Source organism: Paracoccus tibetensis (assembly GCF_900102505.1).
GTDB classification, from domain to species: domain Bacteria; phylum Pseudomonadota; class Alphaproteobacteria; order Rhodobacterales; family Rhodobacteraceae; genus Paracoccus; species Paracoccus tibetensis.
Genome location: NZ_FMVT01000019.1, coordinates 19,716 through 41,590, shown reverse-complemented (window position 1 = coordinate 41,590; position 21,875 = coordinate 19,716). Strand labels below are relative to the sequence as shown.

At 62.5% G+C, this 21,875-nt stretch carries 12 protein-coding genes and 1 pseudogene; 8 read left to right on the top strand and 5 right to left on the bottom strand.

Annotated elements, in window-relative coordinates; all coding sequences use genetic code 11:
- Positions 1–328 precede the first annotated feature (328 nt).
- Together BLP73_RS17845 and BLP73_RS19190 are read left to right on the top strand one after the other, a co-directional pair.
- Positions 329–2,563, top strand: a complete 2,235-nt coding sequence (locus tag BLP73_RS17845; protein WP_175453424.1) for a toll/interleukin-1 receptor domain-containing protein — start codon at positions 329–331, stop codon at positions 2,561–2,563.
- Positions 2,557–4,056, top strand: coding sequence for an autotransporter outer membrane beta-barrel domain-containing protein (locus BLP73_RS19190; protein ID WP_139166029.1), 1,500 nt, complete (start codon positions 2,557–2,559; stop codon positions 4,054–4,056). The genes BLP73_RS17845 and BLP73_RS19190 overlap by 7 nt, the downstream gene beginning before the upstream one ends.
- 8 nt (positions 4,057–4,064) lie before the next feature.
- Here the strand turns inward: BLP73_RS19190 and BLP73_RS17840 are convergent, their stop codons facing one another.
- Positions 4,065–5,069: a hypothetical protein gene (locus BLP73_RS17840; RefSeq protein WP_090748041.1), complete on the bottom strand. Its 1,005-nt coding sequence runs from the start codon at positions 5,067–5,069 to the stop codon at positions 4,065–4,067.
- 221 nt (positions 5,070–5,290) lie between these two features.
- Between BLP73_RS17840 and BLP73_RS17835 the strand changes: the two genes are divergently transcribed.
- The 3 genes from BLP73_RS17835 (at position 5,291) to BLP73_RS17825 (ending at position 11,852) form a co-directional block, all read left to right on the top strand.
- Positions 5,291–7,948, top strand: coding sequence for a trypsin-like serine peptidase (locus BLP73_RS17835; RefSeq protein ID WP_139166028.1), 2,658 nt, complete (start codon positions 5,291–5,293; stop codon positions 7,946–7,948).
- A 74-nt stretch (positions 7,949–8,022) separates the two neighbouring features.
- A complete protein-coding gene (locus BLP73_RS17830) occupies positions 8,023–9,891 on the top strand; it encodes a peroxidase family protein (RefSeq protein WP_090748035.1) in 1,869 nt (622 codons plus the stop codon).
- A gap of 62 nt (positions 9,892–9,953) precedes the next feature.
- Complete coding sequence (locus tag BLP73_RS17825) at positions 9,954–11,852, top strand: C1 family peptidase (RefSeq protein ID WP_090748033.1); 1,899 nt, start codon at positions 9,954–9,956, stop codon at positions 11,850–11,852.
- 585 nt (positions 11,853–12,437) lie between these two features.
- On the opposite strand, the gene BLP73_RS19515 is transcribed toward BLP73_RS17825, so the two are convergent.
- A complete protein-coding gene (locus BLP73_RS19515) occupies positions 12,438–12,614 on the bottom strand; it encodes a hypothetical protein (RefSeq protein ID WP_175453423.1) in 177 nt (58 codons plus the stop codon).
- A 202-nt stretch (positions 12,615–12,816) separates the two neighbouring features.
- Positions 12,817–13,494, bottom strand: coding sequence for a thermonuclease family protein (locus tag BLP73_RS17820; RefSeq protein ID WP_139166026.1), 678 nt, complete (start codon positions 13,492–13,494; stop codon positions 12,817–12,819).
- A gap of 1,139 nt (positions 13,495–14,633) precedes the next feature.
- Between BLP73_RS17820 and BLP73_RS17815 the strand changes: the two genes are divergently transcribed.
- The 3 genes and pseudogenes from BLP73_RS17815 to BLP73_RS17805 all read left to right on the top strand — a co-directional run bounded on the left by BLP73_RS17815 (position 14,634) and on the right by BLP73_RS17805 (position 19,486).
- Complete coding sequence (locus BLP73_RS17815; protein WP_175453422.1) at positions 14,634–17,765, top strand: PAS domain S-box protein; 3,132 nt, start codon at positions 14,634–14,636, stop codon at positions 17,763–17,765.
- Between the two features lie 59 nt (positions 17,766–17,824).
- Complete coding sequence (locus BLP73_RS19185) at positions 17,825–18,184, top strand: hypothetical protein (protein ID WP_139166024.1); 360 nt, start codon at positions 17,825–17,827, stop codon at positions 18,182–18,184.
- Between the two features lie 52 nt (positions 18,185–18,236).
- A pseudogene (locus tag BLP73_RS17805) lies at positions 18,237–19,486 on the top strand (IS3 family transposase).
- Between the two features lie 530 nt (positions 19,487–20,016).
- Here the strand turns inward: BLP73_RS17805 and BLP73_RS17800 are convergent.
- Both BLP73_RS17800 and BLP73_RS17795 read right to left on the bottom strand, forming a co-directional pair.
- Positions 20,017–20,940: an SMP-30/gluconolactonase/LRE family protein gene (locus tag BLP73_RS17800; RefSeq protein ID WP_090748023.1), complete on the bottom strand. Its 924-nt coding sequence runs from the start codon at positions 20,938–20,940 to the stop codon at positions 20,017–20,019.
- Positions 20,937–21,872, bottom strand: a complete 936-nt coding sequence (locus tag BLP73_RS17795) for an ABC transporter permease (RefSeq protein ID WP_090748020.1) — start codon at positions 21,870–21,872, stop codon at positions 20,937–20,939. Before BLP73_RS17795 ends, BLP73_RS17800 begins: the two co-directional genes overlap by 4 nt.
- Between the last annotated feature and the right edge of the window lie 3 nt (positions 21,873–21,875).

Genomic DNA, 21,875 nt, shown 5'->3' with positions numbered 1-21,875 from the left:
CATCCGGAGCCGCTTCGCCGGCCACCCCCACCATAGCTCCTTGGCCCCTCATGCACTAAGACTGAAACCGGACCACTTCATTGGGGCAGGTCAGTGAACGGGCTCTGTTATAGGGCCTGCGTTATTCCCTGCCGGCAACACATTTCACTTAGACGACGACAGCCGATGTGCAGGAGGCATCATTATTTACATTCGTGTATCGCAGGCTCCCTAGATATCAATAGGTTGGAGTACATGACAATTTTCCCGCCCCTAAGAGCGGAATTATATTGTCGGTGGAACTTTAGGCTGCCACTATTGAGCAATCGGCTTGATGCGGGGGCGCTTCATGTCGCGCTATATCGCTTTTCTGAGTTACTCTTCGGTTGATCGGCGGGCGGGAGAGCTTATGCACTCCGAGCTAGAAAAATTTCGTACGCCGGCCCCATTAATAGGTCGCGAGACCCCCTCGGGACGTCTAGGGCAAAAGCTCGGTCCTATTTTTCGCGACCGGAGCGATCTTGCGGCCTCCGGCGACCTCGGTCGAGCTATCCATGAAGAATTGTCCGCAGCGCGATTTCTGATCGTCCTGTGCACTCCTGCGGCTGCTGCCTCACGATGGGTAAATGCTGAGATTGAGGCGTTTCATCAACTCGGGCGTTCGGATACAATTTTGCCGATTTTGGCGCGTGGTCTCCCACGGCGCTTTGATCCTGTGAGTTGTCCAGAGGGCGCTTTTCCTCCAGCGCTTCTAGCAGTAAGGGCCGAAGAACCCTTCGCACCGGACATGCGAGCCGTCGAGGATGGCGGTGATGGCCTCGAGATGGCGCGCCTTAAAGTCATTGCTGCCATTACTCGCATCCCTCTGGCGGAACTAACGCAGCGGCATGTTGCTGCCGAGCGCGTGCGGCGGAGGCGGGCTACAGCAGTCGCCGCCGCGATGGTCGTCTTAGCTCTAGGCACGAGCGTCGCGGGAACCGTAGCTTGGCGACAATCAGAGCGGGCGAATGCAAGGCTGATTGAAGCGATTGAAACTGCTGCAAGACAGGTCGAAACTGCGGCCCAGTTCCGTGACCGCTTTGGCGTTTCCACAACTATTCTCGCCGAACTTTATGAAGGGGCGACGCGCGACTTCGGTTCACTTGTGACTGAAGCAGCCGAGGCGCCACGGCTTCGCCTCGCCCAGCTTCGGCTGAACCTCGAGTTGGCTGCATTCGCTCGTCGCGCTGAAGGAGGAGCTAAAGGCTCATCGAAATACTTAGTTGAAGCTCAAGCGTTGCTGGAAATGCTCAGGGCGCCCCCGCCATTGTCAGTGCGCGTCGGGCTAGTAGACGGAGTCGGAGCTGACGAGCTTGCGGTTGGTATGTCCTCGTACCTAAAAGCAATAAGCCTAGAACGTCTGCGCTTGGGGGATGCCGTCGGAGCCGTAGCGGCGGCCGAGGGTGCAAACGCGATAGCCGGCCTTCCATCCACCGCGCAGCTGAGCGCACTCTGCCACCTATCCGAGATCCGCTACAGAACGGACGATCTGGAGGGCGCCGAACTCGACAAGCGAGCATGCGTGGACTCTGCTCGGACCCGCTCCGAGACTACGCGAAACCCGTTCTACATGAAAACTCTTGTCGCAGAACTGGCTGACTATGCCAAAGTCCTCCGCGCGCTGCTGCGTTATACGGAAAGCTTCGAGGCACAGGCCGAGGCGGCAAAACACGCCGCTGCTTTGGAGTCTCGTGCAGGCAGTGATCTTTCGGCCGCAGCTATAATCCACCACGCCCACCTTCTCTATGGTGACGCACTGACAGCGGCAGGCCGGCTAGACGATGCGCAGAGGAGCTTCCAAGCGGCTTTGTCTATCGCGATCCGTGGCTCGTCTGGAAATCCGACCCGCACGGACTGGAAGCGCAACCATGCTCTTGCACTGGAACGTCTAGCGAGCGCGTCACTACAGAGCCTTTGCACCTTGGGTGCGGCGGAGCGATCCTTGCAGTTCGCTACTGCACAGCAGCAGATTGCAGAATCGATCTCCTTGATCGAAACGCTGCTGTACGTCGACCCTCTAAATTCTGTTTGGCTAAGAGATCTTGCTGCCGGGCTCCAAGTCCAGGCGGAACTTCTTTCTAGTGGTTCGGCGGCAGCGGGGCAGTGGCCGACAACAGCCGAAGCGGCGCTAGACGCCGCTAAGGAGGCAGTCGCAACGCGCGAAGCACTCTGGAAAGCCTCCTCTGGCGAAGTCCACCTCCAGAATCTGGCCGCTGCGCAGGCGACACTGGCGCTGATCTCGGCTCGGTCAGGAGCTGCGGCGACCGAGACCTACTTTGACAAAGCGCGAGAGGCTTACGACACTCTGCTCGCTACGAAGAACCGCGATCTTTGGCAGGCCGAGAGGCTTATGCTTGCAGCATACCATGCAAAATTCTTAGCCGAAACCGCCCGATCTGATGAGGCCCTAGCGGTACTCGCGAACGCGAAAGCTGAAGCCGAAGCGCTTGCCAAGCGCCACCCAGACGCACCGGTGTTTACAGATCTTGTCGTGCGCCTGCCGACAATGCTTGCCCCCCCTCATTTGGGAGAACCTCCATGCTGAAATATCTCTGCTTCACAGTAATGGTCCTGCCTAGCGTCACAGTTGCCGAACACGAGCGAGGTCCTAGACAAGTTCACGATACGAACTTTGACACACGGCAAGAGGCACTAGAGACACTCCTGCCCAATGATGTGCGCGGACCTGGAGAGGACGCCACGCAAACAGGTTGCGCTATCGGAGTTACACCTGGCGATCTGACTGGGCGCAGCTTTCTGACTGGTAAGATGGTTACCGGCCCGATTGGTCGCAACCTCTCTCGCCACTGCGCCAATGGGAATAATCAAGCAAGCGGAGTCGCACTCGGTGGTGGCCTCGGCTCATCACAACCTTTCCGGACAGTCGGTATCCCGGAACTAGACCGCGCTCAAGACGATGCTGGTGACGAGTCAGAGAACGGCCTAAATTTTCTCGGGAACGCTGACGGCAATGTTGCTCTTCGTTTTGCGAGTAGAGGGTCACAGTTCTATTTTGAAACTTTTCGTGGCGATTTTACACTTGCTGGCACCAGATACGGTTTGCCAGCTGACGCTGACGGCACCGGTCTAGCACTAGGCACTGCTTCAACGAACGACGGCGGCACTGGAACCCTAGGTGCTGTGTTCACTTACACCAACTACAAAGGTAACTTTGCATCTAATTTAGATGTTAATGCAACTTTTGATGAGAACCCGATCTTGGATGAATTAGCCAAACGCTACAACACTTCCTTCGCTAAGATCTGCGGCATCCGAGGTGGCGGCACTTTCGACAGTCGGAAAGTCGCTTTGCGAGTAAACGGGCGCGAGGAACTCGGCCGTGGTGTCTTGGTCGACTACGGAATAGGCGCGAGCCGCACGCGAGACAACTTCGCCATCCAGAACTGCATTGTAAGCGCGTTGGTTGGCCCTCAGCTGAGCTTGAACGAGGTGTTTGCTGGCACTCTTAGAGGCAACCCGGTCACACTCACAGCGGACGCATTCGTAACGGTCGAGCAACGTCTCGAGTTCGGCGCCGCAAGCATTATACCCTCCGCTGGACTTTCGCTCGTTTCGATGCGACGCAAAGGCTTCTCCGAAGCCGAGCAGCCTGCCGGCACCATGATTAACTTTCCTGGCGTATCTGAACAAGTCCGACCTACGCAACCCCTCGGCACCGCGCTTATCTTTGATGACAGCCAGACAAGTCGCGCCGAACTGCGTTTTGGACTCGACTATGAAGTCCCATTCCAAGTCGCATCAGCAGTGGGCAGTCTGCGCCTTGGCGGCGGCGTGACGCGCCTCTTTGGTGACGGGCAAGAACGTGTGACAGCGCGCTTTCTAGAGGACGGGCGAGACAATCCTTTAAGATTCTCATTCCTCGGCCGTCCTGTCGACCGGACTTGGGGTGACGTATCCGTTGGTGTCTCGTTGCCTTTAGGTGATCGTGGCCGGATCTCTGTCGGCGCGGAGACCATGGTGGGTAATGCGTTCATCGACCACACAACAATCCACGCCGGCCTCGCCGTAGCATTCTGACCTTGACCCTAACCATTTCCGGCTGCTGCTCGCTTCCCCAATATTTCCTCAAGACGTGCGATGGCCGCCTTAGTCGCTTCAGTTTTCTCAAGCCACTGCCGATGCTCGTTTGAAATATGCTCATCCACCGCCATGACAAATTCTAACACGGCCTGCGCCCCGCCCTCCTGCGCCGCGTCCCGCACATCGTCAAGCTTCCGTGAGAGCTCCACCAGATTTGCATAGGTTCGAATATAACGCTCGGAGTTGCGGTGATCCTGAGTAAGTTGCTCTCGTCCAATAGCGAACGCACCCAGAGCGGCACCGTTTACTGTGAGCGCCCCCATGACGTGCTGAGCATATTCAGATGTAAGCCCCACAACGCTCGTCAGAGCCGCGAGCCCTGCCCCGACGGCTCCCAAAGCTACGGTTTTCTGTCCGGACCGCTCGTGCTGCCGGGCGCGTTTCAGGAAGTAGGCCTTTTGAACATCGAAATGGTACCGGCGGAAATACTCAAGCGCCAGAAGTGCAACAGGGGCAGGCTGTGCCACCGCCCTCTTCACCACTTCTTCAAAGTAGGCGGTGCGGTGAGACTCCGCTGCAGCTCGTTTCGCCATCCAAGACTCCAAAAGCCGCCCATGGCGAAGAACGTATAGCGATACAGCACCTGTCATCGCCGCGCTGGACGCAATAGCCCCGAGAAGCATATCGCCGTTTTGCAGTAGCCCCGCCTGCAGCCATCGGGCGTCGTTCACTGCCAGCGCCCAAGACATGGCAGCAGCGGTTGCGCATGACGTGATAAGTGCGGCAAGATTTGCAGTGCACATCCAGATTTTGTATCGTGCGGCCGCCTCCACCGCATCACGGTCGAATTCGGAGTAAGTGCGGGCCACCGCTTGCACTCCCGCTCGCTCAAGTAGGGCAGAAAGCTGTGGTGCATGGTCCTGAAACATCGATGAGTGCGCCTCGAGATCGAGCGTGTGACTTTGCCCTCCGACAATCTCGATCAAGTCACGAGCAGTTCGCCAGTCCATGCCCCTTCCTCATCACCATGTTCCGCCCACGCTTCAGCAATAATAGGTAGACGCGCCGGTCGATATCCTATGGAGACTAACATATTAAATGGCTTTGACCACCTCGTGGCTGGGCGTGTCGCTAACTGGATGATTGGCTCCGTGCTGTGGCAACGGCGCAGAAAAGATGCTATGATCAAGCGTCGAGGCGACTTCCCGCTTGTTGTTCAGGGTTGTTGATGATGTCGAAAGTTCTGTTACCGATCGAGTATGACGACCTATTAGTTCGCCTAGCGGATCCTGACAGCAACCTTGACCACTATCTGGGCTATATGATCGAGGTGTCCGTCCCTGACCGAATGGGGCCCGAGTTGCAACCAAATCCCAGTTTAGTCACCGACATCCCCCCTCGCATCGAAGGGGGCGTGGGTATGGGCCTCGCCAACGCCGTCATGCGCACCCGCCGACACCGTTTGTACCGGCGCCGGATCTCGAACGGCTGGCGCGGCCACCGCATCGTCTCGGAGGGCGATAGCTGGTTCCAGTACCCGACCTCGCTCCTCGACATCATCGATCACTTGATGGTGGATCACGCCATCCTGAGCCTTGACGCTGCAGGCGACCGGCTGGTGGATATACTCGATCAGCGGGAGATCCTGCTCAACCTGAAAGCGGAGCGCGCCTCCGCCCTTCTTCTCTCGGCAGGCGGGAACGACCTGTTCGACAACGGCCAGCTCGGGCGCCTGGTCGAGGCTCCCTTTCCGGGTGCAACCGGCGAAGCACTTGTCGGTCCGGTACTGGATACGTTTCTCAGCCGGATGAGCGCCCGCTACCTCGAGCTTTTCCGTAGCGTCCATCGTGCGTTTCCGAATGTGCTTATCCTCATCCATGGATACGGGCCCGCCTTTCCTCGTGGCGGTGCATGGATCGGCCGGCCTCTGAGCGCCCGAGGCGTCCCAGCGGAGGTCCAGCACGATGTTGTGAAGACGATCCTGCGGAAGTTCAACGGGATGCTCGCCACCCTTGCGCGGCGCTCCGAATTCCACGGCAAGCTCGTCCATATCGACCTGACCGGGATCGGCACCCGTCCGGGCGATTGGCATGACGAGATCCACCTCAACGCCGCCAACGCGGCGCGCGCGGCGGATCGCTTTCGCAAAGCACTTGCTGAGCGGCTTGGCGGTCCCGCGCCCGAGGATGGCATGCCGCCTTCGGCCGAGCCATCTCCGGCAGAGGCACTCGCCGAAGAAGGAGAGCCTCCTACACTAGAGCGTCTCGCCGCCGCCGTGCAGGCGGAGCGCCTGTCGGCTCTCGACGAGCGGACGCTCCTGCGCGAGCTAGACCTGCGGGTGGAGCTTCTGGAGCTAGACCCAACACTGGCCGACGAGGCCGAGATCGCCCCTCTCGTCATCGGCCGTCCCGCTCCCGAGCTTGGAATCGCTTCTCTGCACGCCGCTACGCGCCGGCTGATCAAGTGGTGGGAAAGCGAGCTTCGTGCGCTGGTCTGCGATGGCGCCGGTGGCCCTGACAATGCTGTGGAGGCAGCTGTCCTTGAGGCGCTGGCAAAGTCTCGCTCGCATCTTTCGGGCGCCCTTGCACGCTGGCTTGTCACTGGCCCACTCGCCCTGCCGGCCGTGTTGGCGAGCGCATTGGCCGCCTGGCTCGCCACGCGGTTCCTCGACGCGGGGCGCAACGCCTATTGCGCCGCCCGCCACCCAGGCCCTGCAGCTCCGGCGCTTGACCGCCGCTCGCTGCCTGACGTTCCGACTACAATGGGCGAAATGCGCGCGCGGTTCGACACGCCGGGCGGCGCGGCAGACTTCAGCGCCGACGGCAGAAGTGCAATGCTAGACCGGCTTGACGAGGACCTCGCCCACAAGGTGGTCGAGCCGCCAAACGTCCCGGTGGACGCGGACGCCGCGTCAAAGTTCCGCCTGCGCGTCAAGCGGATTATCGAGCTCCTGGGCGGCGAGCCAGATGACACTCGTGCTGACGATAACACCTTTGGGCTGGTCGAGTCCTTGATCATTGCCGACGGAACACGGCCTGCGCTTTATGTCCGGGACGGGTTTGTCGACCTGACGGATGAGCGGCTTACCCGCGGCGGCTGGCTCGACCGCGTCCGCGAGAGCGAAACCCATATCCGACGCCTCGTCGCCGCCTCGGGCCGCATCGTGCGCGGCTCGGACCGGTCCGCCAATGCCGTCTACGGCTCTGCGTGGATGCTTCCGGACGGCCGCGTCGCCACCGCTCGCCACGTGATCGAGTCCCGCGACTTCGCCGAGGAAATCAACGGCACCTGGGTGATCAAGGACCCGTCCTTCGCCGTCGACTTCGGTGTGGAACTTGGTGCGGGCACCGACCCCGACCGCGTGTTCCGGATTGCCGCCGTTGACTGGGCAGGTCCCGACGCGATTGCGGGCCAGGTCAATCTCGGCCATCTCGACATCGCCATCCTGACGCTGGAAGAGAAGCCGGAGAAACCGTTCCCCGAGCACCTTCCCCTGGCAGATCACACCGCTTCAGACGCGGTGGTGGCAGAAGACTGGTTCTTCAACGTTGGCCACCCGGCCCAGCCTTGGGGATCCTGGCTCGTGGATGGGGAGGACGGGAATGATGCGACCATTTCAAGGGAGCTTCTCTTTGCCCTGATCGGTGATCGCTTCGGCGTAAAGCGCCTTTCGCCGGGCCGGATAGACTTTGCGCCGGGCAGGTTTCCCGGCGACGCGCATGCTCATGCCATCACGCATGATGCGACGACCCTGGGCGGCTCGTCCGGCTCGGGGATCATGGCCGTCACACCCGAGGGTCCGGTCATGTCCGGCCTGCACTTTGCAGGCTATTTTGGGACGAGAAACTACGCGCATTGGGTGCCTGCGGTGGCACACCTGCACCGCTGATCGGAGAGCAACGGAAAGAACGCACCGCGACACCCGGTTCCTGGCAATGCCAGTTTCAGCAAGGGGAGTGACACATGCTATTCTCGCTCGGACATGGACAGCACATTATCCTGCCACCCACAGGCGGCGTCGAGAACGCCGTGCCGCCTCCGGGGACGGTGCCACTTTCGGCGGTTGCGCCCGGGGCGAAGGTGGATCCTCTCGACAGCGGCGGCATTGAAGATGGTCTCGGGAGCGCCGGTGCCCGGACCTTCGGCTACCTCTTCCCCGACGCGGACGGCGTGCCCGACGACGGTACTGCAACCGTCGACGCGCTGAAGGCGCTCGCGAAGGCGATGACCGAGGCCGCCGGAGACCCCGACACGGAGGATTCCTCCATCCCGCCCTTCATCACTTATTTCGGCCAGTTCATCGACCATGACATCACCGCAAATACCGACCGCGATGCGCCGCAGCCGAACCCGATCTCGGTCATCACCGGCGACACAGTTCCGCCCCTGTCCCGTGACCAAGTTGTCGACAACATCATCAACCTCCGCAACGGCACGCTGCGGCTGGACAGCCTCTACGGCGAGGGGCCGAACGACACGGCCTTTACCGCGAAGCTGCGTGACGCGATGCGCGACCCCGCCGACCGCTCGAAGATGCGGCTCGGCACAGTCCTTCCCGTCGGGCCGACGGTCGATCTTCCGGCCGATGGTCTGCAGGACCTGCCCCGGCTCGGCGATGTCGTGGCTGACCCGCAGTCGGGGCTGACGCTCGCGGATCTGCAGGAGCTGGACCCCGGCCCGTTCAAGGACGGGTTCTTCAAGGACGGCGCGGTCAATGCACCGCGTGCGCTGATCGGCGACGGCCGGAACGACGAAAACCTGATCGTCGCACAGACGCACCTCGCGTTCCTGCGGTTGCACAATGCCATCGCCAGCGACCTTGCGGGCGACATTCCCGACGCGGAGGCCCGCTTTCAGGAGGCGAAGCGGCGGACAACGCTGATCTACCAGTGGATGGTGGTGAACCTCTACCTGCCCGCGATCTGCCAGCCGGGGGTAGTCGATCAGGTGAAGGCCGACGGCGCGCTCCTTTACAAAAAATTCCGGGAACGCGTCGCGGCCCAAGGCGAGCTGCCGCTGCCGCTGGAGTTCTCGGTGGCCGCCTTCCGGTTCGGACACTCGATGATCCGCGCGGTCTATGACCACAACCGCAACTTCGAGGCAGCCACGTTCAAGGAGCTCTTCTCCTTCACCGGTGGCGACAAGCTGGGGGTGACGGCGATCGGACAGGGCTTCGACCGCCTTCCGTCGAACTGGCCTATCGACTGGTCCCGCTTCATCGGGGAAGACCCCGTCCAGCCGAAACGCATGGCACGGAGGATAGACACGAAGTTGGCGCCGCCGCTTTCGGACATGTTCAAGGAAAGCAGCGCCGGGGGGGAGCTTCAGCGCATCCTGCGCAACCTCGCAGAACGGAACCTCCGCCGTGGCCACCGGCTGAACATCCCGTCGGGCCAGGCCTGCGTCGCCGCGATCAACGCCTTCGACCAAGCCCGCAGCGGTGCGCAACAGGCTGACGGCTGCAAGATGGTCTACAGGTCGGGATATGCCGATCACACGCCGCCTTTGAAGGGGAATGGCCTCACGCCGCTTCCGGTGGAAATCCTGGATGAGGGTGAGGCGGGCACGGCCCTCTCCGATGGCGGCATGCTCGAGGCGACGCCGCTCTGGTTCTACTGCTTGCGCGAAGCAGAGGTGACGCAAGGTGACACCCTCGGCCCCCTCGGCAGCCGGATCGTGGCGGAGACGCTTGTCGGCCTCATCGTAGAGGACGACCAGTCCTACTGGCACCAAGGCGCGGGCGGCGGAAGCTGGACCCCCGACGAGGTGCCTGTGGGCGGGGTCGCGGTGACGGATGTTTCTGCGATGCTGCGTGTCGCCGGTCTGCTCTGACGGTCTTCAGCGACTGGCAGGTCCGCCCTTTGGCGGGCCGCCTCGAACCCGAGGAAGGACTCATGCCAACGTACCGGCGTCTCCATGCCGCGGGTGAGGCGCGGAGCCTGAACGTTTCGGCGGACCTGCGCGATCTCCGCGACCGCCCCTACGTCCCTTCCCTACAGCCGCTCCGGCTTGTGGTCATACCTGACGCAGCCGACCTTAACATTCGCGACCAGCACGATGATCCTGCCTGCACAGGCTTTGCGCTAGCTGCGGTCATCGACCAGCAATGCAGGCAAATGTTCGGGCTTCCGCCGCGCTGCGTCAGCGCACGGATGCTTTACGAGATGGCGCGCCTGCACGACGACCTGCCCGATGACCTCGCGCCTGGCTCGACCCTTCGCGGTGCGCTCAAGGGCTTCTTCCACAATGGCGTCTATTCACTCGATCCGGACCTCCATGCGATGGAATACCCTGCGCCTGGCCAACCGCCTTGGAACCTCACAGCAGACATGGCGCGCCGCGCGCGAGAGATCACGCTCGGCGCCTACTACCGCCTCAACCACGAGATCAGCGACTACCACGCCGCCTTGGGCGAAGCCGGCGCGCTGATCGTCTCGGCGCGCATCCACGACGGTTGGGCTACACCCGGCGCCGAAATCCCGCTCTCGGGCCGCATCCTCGGTCGCCACGCCTTCGCGATCGTCGGCTATGATCAGAAGGGCTTCATTATCCAAAATTCTTGGGGCACCAGTTGGGGCGGTTACATCGACGCCGAGACGCGAAAGCTTCCGGGACTTGCCCGTTGGCGCTACGAGGACTGGTTCGAGAATGTCGAGGATGCTTGGGTCCTTCGGCTCGCGGTTTCCGCCCCCGACGCCTTCAACATAAGGTTCGCCCGGAACCACGCCGCAGCGCGCGACCCTGCCGCCGCAAGCGACACCCGCCCTCGTCGCCAGAATGTTATCGGCTACTATCTCCACCTTGACGACGGCAACCTCGTCTCGTCCGGCCGCTACGGCCAGACATGGAACACCGTGACCGAGACCGCTCGTATTTTGGCCACGGGCCGCAACGAGCCTTCAAAGCCACCATGCGAGCATTTCGTGGTGATCGCCCATGGCGCGCTGACGGATGCCGACGGGGTGGCACGCCGGATCACGGCCTGGCGCAAGACCTTCCAGGCGTTCGGCATCTATCCGGTGCACGTGATGTGGGAGACCGGCTTCAACAGTGACGTCGTCGACGTCCTCCGCGAGCTGCTCCTCAAGACGCGGGCGCGGGTTGGCTCGGATGCTGCCCATACTGACGGCCAGCTGGAGGCGATGGCTCGGCCACTCGGTCGTCGGCTTTGGCGCGACCTCAAGACAAGCGCTGCGCTTGCCTTCGATCCCGCGACCGAGGGAGGAAGTGCGCTGCGCCTGCTGATGGACAGCGCCGCTGCCCCGCCGCATCCCATGAATATCCATTTCGTGGGAACCAGCGCTGGCTCATTGCTCCTTGAGGGTGTGCTGAAGGCCGCTGAAGATGGCGGGCACAAGTTGGCCAGTGCTGCGCTAATGGCGCCCGCCTGTAGCTTGGCACATTACGATAAGGCCATCCGGCCACGTCTCGGCACCACGCTTGCGCAGCTGCGACAATACATCCTTACCGAAGCGCGCGAGAGGACCGACCGGCTCGACATCTATGGCCGATCACTCCTTTACCTTGTCTCAGCCGCGCTCGAGGCCACGCCTGCAACCCCACTTCTTGGTCTCGCGCGCGACCTTGATGCTCAGGATGAGGGGGCAATGGCCGCTTGGCCGGCCGCACATGAGGTGATCCGCGCAGGTCTTGCATCGGCCCGTTGCGACAGCCGCTCGCATGCAGGATTTGACCATGATCGCTGGACGATGAATGACGCGCTTTCCCAAATTGTTGGCCGGGCCGTCGCAGAAGCCGAAGGATTTTCAGATGCTGACCTGGCGGGTTACTGAGAACAGCTGCACCCACGGACAACGCTTCACGACAGAAGGAAGGATTTGCCAACTCGATGTCTTGTGGGGCGCTCAGCGACCGAGCTGCTCCTGGAGAGCGTCTATCCTGCTTTGCTGGAGCGTCAGCATCTGCCGAAGCTGAACAAACTCATCTGCGAGGGCAGTCGCGTCGATTGGAAGCGCAGCCATCGGCTGCGCTTCTTTATTTGCGGGCAGGCTCCGTCTGCCGCTGCTTGTCCCGATTAGGACTCTTTCTCGGTGAATTAACCTGCGCTTACGGAAAAACACACGCGCCGTTAACCATAGCTGTCTAAGCTTAGACCTGATCGCGATCCAATAAACTTATCAACTTATCGAAACCTGATGTGAAACTGAATGGAGACCTTCCTGACGCGGGAAGAAGTGGCAAAGCACTTGCTCGAATAGCGTCATCTGAGGGGCTTCAAACCGATGGTTTGGGGCCTCTTTGGTGTGGGGCGGTGCTGCGTGACTGCTCGATGCAACACCTCTACCCCCACAACCCCCGCCAGACCTCCGCCCCCCAAAAGACACCCGTTCGGCCGCACAATACCATCTCTTCCAGGATCAGCTGCCTGCGGTTTCTTCAAGCCGCTCGGCCACCAGCTGACACAGCGGCGTAACCATGGCCCGCAGCGCACCCATAGCCTCGGTCTGACACATCTCTGCCAGCGTCAGGATCTGATCGGCCGTGAGCCGGTCCAGCTGGTCGAGGAACGTGGGGGCAAAACTCTGCTGAGTCATAGAACGTCCTTTCGAAGCTGCAGGGGCGAGAGGATCTGGAAAGCCACCAGCGGCGACGCTTTACCGGCTTCCGTGCTACCGGCAACGTTTCCTGATTGGCAAGTCTTATCTCTAAAGTTGAATGCTGCCGATCTGGTGGCGCACCTATCCTGTTACACAGGGAGAGGCAGCCGCACGTTGAGGAGGAGGGGCAGAAATGCCCTCAGCAGATGCTCTCGCAGGGAATGCCGTCATTGTCGCGATCGAGGCGGCCGCCCCAGGAGCAGTTCGCCAGATACCACCGCGCTTCCTGGCAGCTTCCGATCTGAGAACATGTTCGCCGCGGGCTACAGGAATATGAACGCTGGACAAGCCTCTGCAGGATTTCAGGTGTTCCGGAGGAGGACTCGGACGTGCGAGACCCCTTGCGCCAATCCCACGGCATGTCGAACTTCGTTCGCCAGATCCCATTGCGCGCGTCACGTGCTCGCGCCTCATCGGCGACGTAGTCGGAGGAGTACTGACGGTAGGCGACAGCCAGCCCTTCACTGACCATCCACCTGTTCAGATACTCGCTGCCGCTGAAGCAACGTCCGATGATGCGGCCATAGCGGTCCATGTCGAGATGCTCACAAAGCACAGAAGTCCGACCGATCTTGTCTGCCAGTGCCAAGGCCGCGGCTTGTCCGCACCGCCAAGCTGACCCGTTGCTTTCGGTGCAGGCTTGCCTGCTTTCTGGAGCGTCTATGCCGTGCAGGCGGATGCGAGAGCCATGGATTTCCAACGTATCGCCGTCGATCACTGACGCGACGCCTTGGGTGATGGTGCCTTCACGCTCAACGGCTGCAGTCGGCGCGTAGGTGGCCAGCAACAAGGCAACGGCAAGAGAAATGAACTTCATGAATCATCTCGCGGTTGAAGACGTTCCAGCAGCGTACATGAAACTCCTGAATATCCTACTTCCGTGACGCAAAAAGTTCAAATGACGTGGGCATGACCAAGGGCGCCTGCCCCACGTCGAGGTTCCTTTACTGGACGCCACGGCGCTCTTGGGTATGCCGAACGCGGATGCTTTGGCGCCTAGGGAATTGCGCGTTGGCATTCACGGTTCGCATCCAGTCGATTTGCGCACCACACTTCAGGATTGCGCTCAAGGTCAACTTAATGCCGTTGTGGGAGACGATCATCCCGGGCGTTACTGTGCCGCGAGATCAGCGTCATCAGCTTTCGCTCCACCCAGAAGCTATGTGTCCGAGACGCCGGCGACATCCTCGCTTGATGTCATCGGCCACATTCAACACTCGGAAGCGCCACCTGCAGGAGAATTAGTAATGGACAGCATCCTGCGACCACTGCGCATTGACTTGTCATTCGATCAGGATCGGTACCCGCGTCGTTAGAGCTTTGCGGCAGGCGCGCTGCCGGAGTGCCTGCCTTTCACTGCCCTCAAATAGCGTTCGAAGGGGTCCCGGCCGAGCGGCCTCGGCACGACGCTTACCATCATAGCGCATCCACGACGGTCTCTAACCGGTGACTGGCGGCCGGCTCTCGCTCATTTCTGTCATGCTAGCGGGGGCTTCTGCGGCACGCCTTCATGTGCCGGCCGGTCACGACCCGAAGAATGGATTTCCACCTCCACCACGAAGGGCTGATCAGCCAGAACCGGGTACCGCTGGACATGCTGCTCCTGTTCCCGCAGATGCGGGCGAGCTGATGTCATGCATGCGACTTCAAAGCACGCGCAGCATGGGCTATCGCCACATGCGGCGTCATCGCTTCCAATTGTGCGGCGGAACGGAGGCGCGATGGTCGCCTCGACTTGCCTTCTCTGGCTGCATAAACATTCACATTGCATGCAATGATATGAGCAATGAGGACCGGCTGCCGATGACGATAACACTGCCAGCCTCTGCCGGAGCCTTCAGTGCTGCAGAACTCATCCAGAAGCATGCTTGGGACAACTCGCCCCTCGGCCATCTTGTCTCTTGGCCGCAGGCGCTCCGCACCGTCGTCGACCTGATGTTGAGTTCAAGCTTTCCCATGTTCACAATGTGGGGCCGGGCCCGGACTTTTCTCTACAACGACGCCTATACCGAGATCCTCGGCGACAAGCACCCAGCAGCCTGGGCCAAGCCGATGGACGCCGTGTGGCCCGAGATCTGGGCCGCTGTCGGCCCGATGATCGAGGCTGCCTTGCGCGGCGAGACGATCTTTCACGAGAACCTCGAGCTGATCCTGAACCGCAGCGGCCAAGCCGAGCCTGCATGGTTCACCTTCTCCTACTCTCCACTCAGAACCGATGACGGCAGCATCGCAGGCGTCTTCTGCTCGGCAATGGAGACGACGGCGCAGATCCGGGCCGAACGGGCCCTGCGCGGCAGCGAGGCGCGGCTGCGGTTCCTCGACGACCTGAGCGCGGCGACGGGGCCGCTGAACGATCCCGATGCCGTGATGGCGACCACGACGCGGATGCTGGGCCAGCACCTGAATGCTTCGGTCTGCGCCTATGCCAGCATGAACGAGGATCAGGACGGCTTCATCATCCGTGGGGACTGGGCCGCGCCGGGGGCCACCAGCATCGTCGGGCAATACCGGCTGGCCGATTTCGGGCGCGCCGCGGTTTGCAACCTGACGGCGGGCCAGCCGCTGGTCGTCACTGACAATCTGCGCGAGTTGGCGCCGGAAGAGGCGGCGACCTTCCGCAACATCGGCATCGCTGCTACCATCTGTATGCCCCTGACCAAAGAGGGGCGTCTGACTGCCCTCATGGCGATCCACGACAACCGGCCGCGCAACTGGACTGCCGAGGACCTGGGCCTGATGCACGAGGTGACCGAGCGGTCCTGGGCGCATATCGAACGCGTCAGCGCTGTGGCTGACCTCAGGGCCAGCGAGGCTGCGCTGCGCCGACTGAACGCAGAGCTTGAGCGGCAGGTGGTGGCGCGCACGCTGGCACGCGGCACGACTTGGCAGATTACGCCCGATCTGATGGGCGCGCTGAACCCGGACGGGCGCTTGCAGGCCTTCAATCCGGCTTGGGCGGCCCTGCTCGGCTGGTCCGAGAGCGAGCTGGCCGCCATGTCCATCTGGGAGATGCTGCACCCCGATGATGTGGAGCGGACGCGCTCAAGCTTTGCGTTGACGCTGGCGGGGCAGCCCGTCTTCCAGTTCCAGAACCGCTACCGGGGCAAGGACGGACGCTACCATTGGCTTTCATGGGTTGGCGTGCCCGAGGACGGGCTGGTTTATTGCACCGGCCGGGATGTTACGGAGGAACGCGCCCGCGACGCCGAGCTGGCGGCCCGCACGGCCGAGCGGGACCGGCTGTGGGAACTCAGCCCTGACCTCTTGGCGGCGATCGACCAGTCAGGCCGGCTGCTGCGCATCAATCCGTCGTGGTCTCGCGTCCTGGGTCATGACGAGGAGTGGCTGCTGACCCATTCCTATGCCGACATCCTACACCCCGAGGACGCCGGCGACGTGGCCGCGCATCTGACCGAACTGAAAAGAACGCAGCGCCCGGTCCTGCTCGAGCATCGGCTGCGCGCCGCGGACGGCTCCTGGCGCAGCTTCGTCTGGACCCTTTCACCCGAGCCGGGCGGCGAGCGGCTCTACGGCGTCGGCAGAGACGTCACCGCAGAGCGGGCGCAGGCGCGGGCGCTCGCCGGCCGCACGGCCGAGCGCGACCAGTTGTGGACCCTGTCTTCGGATATGTTGGCTCATGCCGATTACAGCGGCAGCATGCTGGCCGCGAGCCCCGCCTGGACGCGCATTCTGGGCTTTTCCGAGGCCGAGGTGCTGACAACGCCCTACAAGGACCTCATCCACCCCGAGGATTGGGAGCAGACCTCGGGCGATCTGGCCGAGATGGGCGTGACCGGCCGCCCCGTGCAGTTCCGGAACCGTATCATGACCAAGAGCGGGGACTACAAGCATGTCGAATGGACTGTGGTGCCAGACCCTGGCGGCGCCAGCTTCATCGCGATCGGCCGCGACCTGACCGAGGCGAAGGCCCGCGAGCGTGATCTGCAGCAGGCTCAGGCCGCCCTGCGCCAGAGCCAGAAGCTTGAGGCTCTCGGCCAGCTGACCGGCGGCGTCGCGCATGACTTCAACAACCTGCTGACGGCGGTGATGTCGAACCTCGAACTGCTGGACAAGCGCGTTACCGGAGACGAGCGGGCGCAGCGGCTGATTCAGGGCGCCATTCAGGGAGCACAGCGTGGCGCCACGCTGACGCAGCGGATGCTGGCCTTTGCCCGGCGGCAGGAACTGACGGTCGAGGCGCATGATCTCGGCCGGCTGGTGGAACGCGCCGAAGACTTGCTGCGCCGCTCGATCGGCGACGGGGTCGAGTTGCGTTTCCAGATCGAAACCGCACTGCCTCTGGCGCTGGTGGACGACAACCAGCTGGACCTCGCGCTGCTCAACCTCGCGCTGAACGCGCGCGACGCGATGCCGAATGGTGGCGTCATCACGGTCGGAGTTGCCCAGCGAGTGGTAGGCGAGCCGCAGGCGCAGGGGCAAACCTATGTCTGCCTCAGTGTGACCGATACCGGCGAGGGCATGGACGCTGAAACGGTGGACAAGGCGATCCAACCCTTCTTCACCACCAAGGGCGTCGGCAAGGGCAGCGGCCTTGGCCTGCCGATGATCCACGGTCTGGCGTTGCAACTGAATGGTAGGCTGCACCTGACAAGCCAGGTCGGCCAAGGCACCACCGCCGAACTGTGGCTGCCCGCTTTGGGGCCTGCCGATGCTGTGGCACCAACGATTGTCCCGCCCGCACCTGCCCCGGCGCAGGTCGAGGCCAGGCCCTTGCATATCTTGATGGTCGACGACGATCCGCTGATCTCGATGAGCACAGTCGACATGCTGGAAGACCTCGGCCACGACGTCACGCCCGCCTATTCGGGCGCAAAGGCGCTGGAGCTTCTGCAATCCGGGCCGCTCTTTGACCTGTTGATTACGGACTTTTCGATGCCGAAGATGAATGGCCGCCAACTGGCCGAAGCCGCGCGGCAGCTGAGGCCCGACTTGCCGATCCTGCTGGCCACTGGCTATGCCGAGCTTCCGGAAGAGGACGCGCTGCGGCTGCCGCGCCTGTCCAAGCCGTACCTCCAGCACGAGCTGCAGGCGGTCATCGCCACGGCCCTGAGCCATCGGTGGGGATAAGCAGTTCTGGATACAAGACATTAAGGCCTAAGGAGCCTTCGCCCGCTGACTTTGCTGCAGTGATCGAGAAGCAGAAATCGCCCCTTCGGCAAGCGAAATCTGCTCTCCATAACAATAACGATGAATCGCTTACTACTTCTGGCGAAGAGGATGTGCTTGAGGAATGCAACGCTGGTCTCGGGAGCTGGATCGCGCCTCAGGAGCAAGATCTATTGCGCGAAGATCGCCTCAGCCTGTTTCACCTGATCGAGCATGGCTATGGCCTTGAAGCTCATATCGCGCCCGTGCTGCGGAAGAAGACTGTGACGCGTCGAAAGGCTCGTCTGATCCGGACTTGGAACGACTTTGCGGATGCTATTGCGGAATATGCAGAGACGGTCGACAAGGATCTTGAGAAGGTCTTCTGGCCTGCCACCTGAAAACGTGGTCCTCCCTGAGGTATGGCTTTCGAGCCATTTGGAGGATGCAGGAATGCCCCAGAAGAAGCACAGGCCGGAGGAGATCGTCGCCAAGCTCCGGCAGGTCGACGTGTTGGTGTCGCAAGGCCATTCAGTCGCCGAAGCCGTGCGCTCGATCAGCGTGACGCGGTTCACCTACTATCGGTGGCGCAAGGAGTCCGGCGGGCTGAAGCCTACCAGGTGAAGCGCTTGAAGGAGCTCGAGAAGGATCGAGCCAGCGGTTCGCCATCGGTCCGAGAACCGCTGGCGAGGGAGCGGCTTCGGAAGGCCGTCTCTGACCTGACGCTCGAGAAGCTCATCCTGCGCGAGGCGCCATTGGGAAACTTCTAAGCCCCGCCCGCCGTCGTGCTTGCATCGAGCATGTCAGGCAGAGGTTCCGTGTCTCGGAGCGGTTCGCCTGCCGTGTGCTTGGCCATCACCGCTCCACCCAGAGAAAGATGCCGCGCGGACGCCTCGACGAGGAGGCGCTTACCGCCGACATCATCGCGCTCGCCTCGCAATACGGGCGCTACGGCTATCGGCGGATCACGGCCCTGCTGCGTGAAGCAGGCTGGATCGTGAACGTGGAACGGGTGGAGCGGATCTGGCGGCGGGACTGAGGAGGATCAGGAAAGGCCCCGGTGGGGCGTTTCCCCAACGAAGCTGAAGGTCCCGCAGAAGCAACCAAAGAAAGGTCACCTCTGGCTCAATGACGGGTCGTGCATCCGTCTGCGGCCGGAGCGTCCAAACCACGTCTGGTCCTATGACTTCGTCGAGAGCCGGACCCACGACGGAAGGAAGTTCCGCATGCTCAACCTGATCGATGAGTTCACCCGAGAGTGCCTGGCAATCCGGATCAACCGGAAGCTTCGGTCAACGGACGTCATTGACCTGCTGTCCGACCAGTTCATCCTTCGTGGCGTCCCGGATCACGTCAGGTCGGACAACGGCCCAGAGTTCGTAGCCAAGGCGGTGCGGGAGTGGATCGCGGCCGTCGGCGCGAAGACCCCCTACATCGAGCCAGGGTCTCCTTAGGAGAACGGCTACTGCGAGAGCTTCAACTCCAAGCTCCGCGACGACCTCATCAACGGCGAGATTTTCTACAGCCCTGTCGAGGCGAAGATCATCCTCGAGAGTTGGCGCCGCCATTACAACACCAAGCGCCCGCATTCGTCACTGGGCTATCGCCCGCCAACTCCCGAGGTCATCCAGTGGCCGGCTTCGCCATCCGGAGGCGCTTCGCCGGCCACCCCGGCCGTAGCACCAAGTCCCGTCATGAACTAAGACTGAAACCGGACCACTCGGTCGGGGCAGGCCACTTCCGCAAAGTGCCTCAGCCGAAACAAGCGCGCGCCGACGCGATGGAGGAGGAGCAGCGCGCTGCCCTTCAGCGTATCCGTGACAGTGTGAAGCGCACGCCCGCCGACTGGGGGCTCGCCGGAGGCTGAATGATGGAGACCCGCCCTCACCGCGCGGAGATCGCCGTTGCCTGTTCCTGCCCCCGGGTGCCTCCGGGTCCTTCTAGAGCCCTTTCTCATGCGGTGGGCTTTGTCGCGCATGTTTTCCAGTTTGGGTGCAGAAATCGGGGTGCGCACCAAGGTGCGCGGACTAGGACTTCGACAAGAGTGAGCTAGGAATGGCGAGAAAGCTGCTGTGGCGGCCAGCCTGCCGATGGCGCGGGTTGCGGGCGATCCGTGGTCCCGTCCCGTACAAGCGCCTCCCGGGGCCGTTCGCGGAGGTAGCAACGATCTTCAGTAAGAGCATCCAATCATCCTCCCAAAGCGTTGTGCTCCGTGAGCAACGCAGGGGCTGCGTCAGAAACCCCCGCAGCGTGTCCACTCTTCGGCCCCTTGAACGTCCACGAACAGGACGTAGACCGAGGTGGTAGCGGTGATGAACAGATTGTGCCCGCCGAAGCACAGGTTCGACACCGTCTCGGGGATCAGGATCTTGCCCATCAAGCCGCCGTCCGGGGCAAAGCAGTGGACGCCGTCGCCGGCCGAGGTCCACAGGTTGCCTTCGGCATCGCAGCGCATTCCGTCCGGCAGCCCGTTATCCAGCACTGCGAAGTCGTCCACGAAAGTCACGGCCTCACCCTCGACCTGGTAGCGGCGGATGACAGGCGGAACCGCCGGATCGTGGCTGGAGCCGCTTTCTGCAACATAGAGCAGCCGCTCGTCCGGCGAGAAGCAAAGGCCGTTCGGCTGCGCGAAATCCGTGATCATAGCGCGAGGGGAACCGCCCTCGGGCGGCAGGCGGTAGACGTTGCGGGCAGGCTGCTCGGGCTGGGCGCGGTGGCCTTCGAAGTTCGAGATGATGCCGTAGGTCGGATCGGTGAACCAGATCGTCCCGTCGCGGCTGACCGCCACGTCGTTTGGCGAGTTCAGCCGGCGCCCCTCATGCGTGCTCGCCAGCACCGTCAGGCGGCCGTCATGCTCGGTCCGCACGACGTCGCGCGTGCCGTGCCGACAGCCGACAAGCCGCCCCTGCCGGTCGCGCGTGTTGCCGTTGTTGAACGCCGTCCGCTCGCGGAAGATCGACAGGCCGGAACGCTCGGACCACTGGTACAGCATCTGAGAAGGAATCTCGGAGAAGATCAGGCAGTCACGGTCGCCGAACCAGACCGGCCCCTCGGTCCAGGTGAGGCCGGTGCAGAGGCGGCGCAGTTGGGCCGTCGGGTGGACCAACCGCCGGAAGCGGTCGTCGCGGATGTCGAGATGGGCGGGGCTTGGGATCATCGCAAGGCCCTTCTTGTGCTGGCGGCAATGACGATGCCGATGATGATGAGCCCGGTCAGTACCATCCGCAGCCCGGCACTCGCGCCGTAGGAGTTGAGCATCGACACGACGAGGAACATGAACAGCGAGGCGCCCCAGATGCCGGGCACGTTGGACGCGCCGCCCGCGACCGAGGTGCCGCCGATGACCACGACGGCAATCGACATCAGCAGGTATTCCTGTCCCATGTTCAGCGCCGCCCCACCGGAAAAGCTGGCGAGCAGAAAGCCGGCGACGGCGGCGAAAAGCGAGACGGTGACGTAGCAGGCAGCGCGCACGGCCTCGACCGGGATGCCGGCGAGGCGCGCGGCGCGCAGGTTCTGGCCCGAGGCCAGCAGCCAGCGGCCCCAAACCGATCGCTCGAGCATGATCCACAGCGCGATAGACAGCGCCAGCGCCACAAGCGCCACGTTCGGCACCCCGAGGCTGCGGCCGGTCGCGAACTCGGCCAGGGCCGCAGGCGGGCGGATGCGCAGGCCGCGGTTGGACCAGATCGCCAGCGACTGGTAGACCAGCGACGCCGCCAGCGTCGCGATGATCGGCGGCAGGCGCAGCAGGTAGATCAGCGCGAAGTTCGCAAGGCCGGTCGCCAGCCCCACCAGCAGCGCGACGCCCAGCCCCATCGCGACGGTGCCCGGCTCGGACCCCATGGCCTTCAGCGCCAGCGTGCTGGCCAGGGTCATGGTGGCAGGGATCGACAGATCGACATTGCCCGGCCCGAGGCTGATCACCAACATCTGCCCCAGCCCCACGATGGCCGCAAAGGCTCCGAAGCTGAGCGCGGCATAGGCGAGGCCGCCGGCGCCGCGTCCCTCGGTCAGGCCCACGATCAGCGCAAAGGACGCCGCCGCGGCGAGCCAGGACCAGAGCCAGGGTTTTTGTAGAAGCGTCATCGG

Excerpts from the sequence above, each read along its gene's own strand:
- BLP73_RS17795 (WP_090748020.1), bottom strand. The coding sequence starts at position 21,872 with ATGACGCTTCTACAAAAACCCTGGCTCTGGTCCTGGCTCGCCGCGGCG.
- BLP73_RS17815 (WP_175453422.1), top strand. The coding sequence starts at position 14,634 with ATGTTCACAATGTGGGGCCGGGCCCGGACTTTTCTCTACAACGACGCC.
- BLP73_RS19515 (WP_175453423.1), bottom strand. The coding sequence starts at position 12,614 with ATGACTCAGCAGAGTTTTGCCCCCACGTTCCTCGACCAGCTGGACCGG.
- BLP73_RS19190 (WP_139166029.1), top strand. The coding sequence starts at position 2,557 with ATGCTGAAATATCTCTGCTTCACAGTAATGGTCCTGCCTAGCGTCACA.
- BLP73_RS17835 (WP_139166028.1), top strand. The coding sequence starts at position 5,291 with ATGTCGAAAGTTCTGTTACCGATCGAGTATGACGACCTATTAGTTCGC.
- BLP73_RS17820 (WP_139166026.1), bottom strand. The coding sequence starts at position 13,494 with ATGAAGTTCATTTCTCTTGCCGTTGCCTTGTTGCTGGCCACCTACGCG.
- BLP73_RS17800 (WP_090748023.1), bottom strand. The coding sequence starts at position 20,940 with ATGATCCCAAGCCCCGCCCATCTCGACATCCGCGACGACCGCTTCCGG.
- BLP73_RS17830 (WP_090748035.1), top strand. The coding sequence starts at position 8,023 with ATGCTATTCTCGCTCGGACATGGACAGCACATTATCCTGCCACCCACA.
- BLP73_RS17845 (WP_175453424.1), top strand. The coding sequence starts at position 329 with ATGTCGCGCTATATCGCTTTTCTGAGTTACTCTTCGGTTGATCGGCGG.
- BLP73_RS17825 (WP_090748033.1), top strand. The coding sequence starts at position 9,954 with ATGCCAACGTACCGGCGTCTCCATGCCGCGGGTGAGGCGCGGAGCCTG.
- BLP73_RS17840 (WP_090748041.1), bottom strand. The coding sequence starts at position 5,069 with ATGGACTGGCGAACTGCTCGTGACTTGATCGAGATTGTCGGAGGGCAA.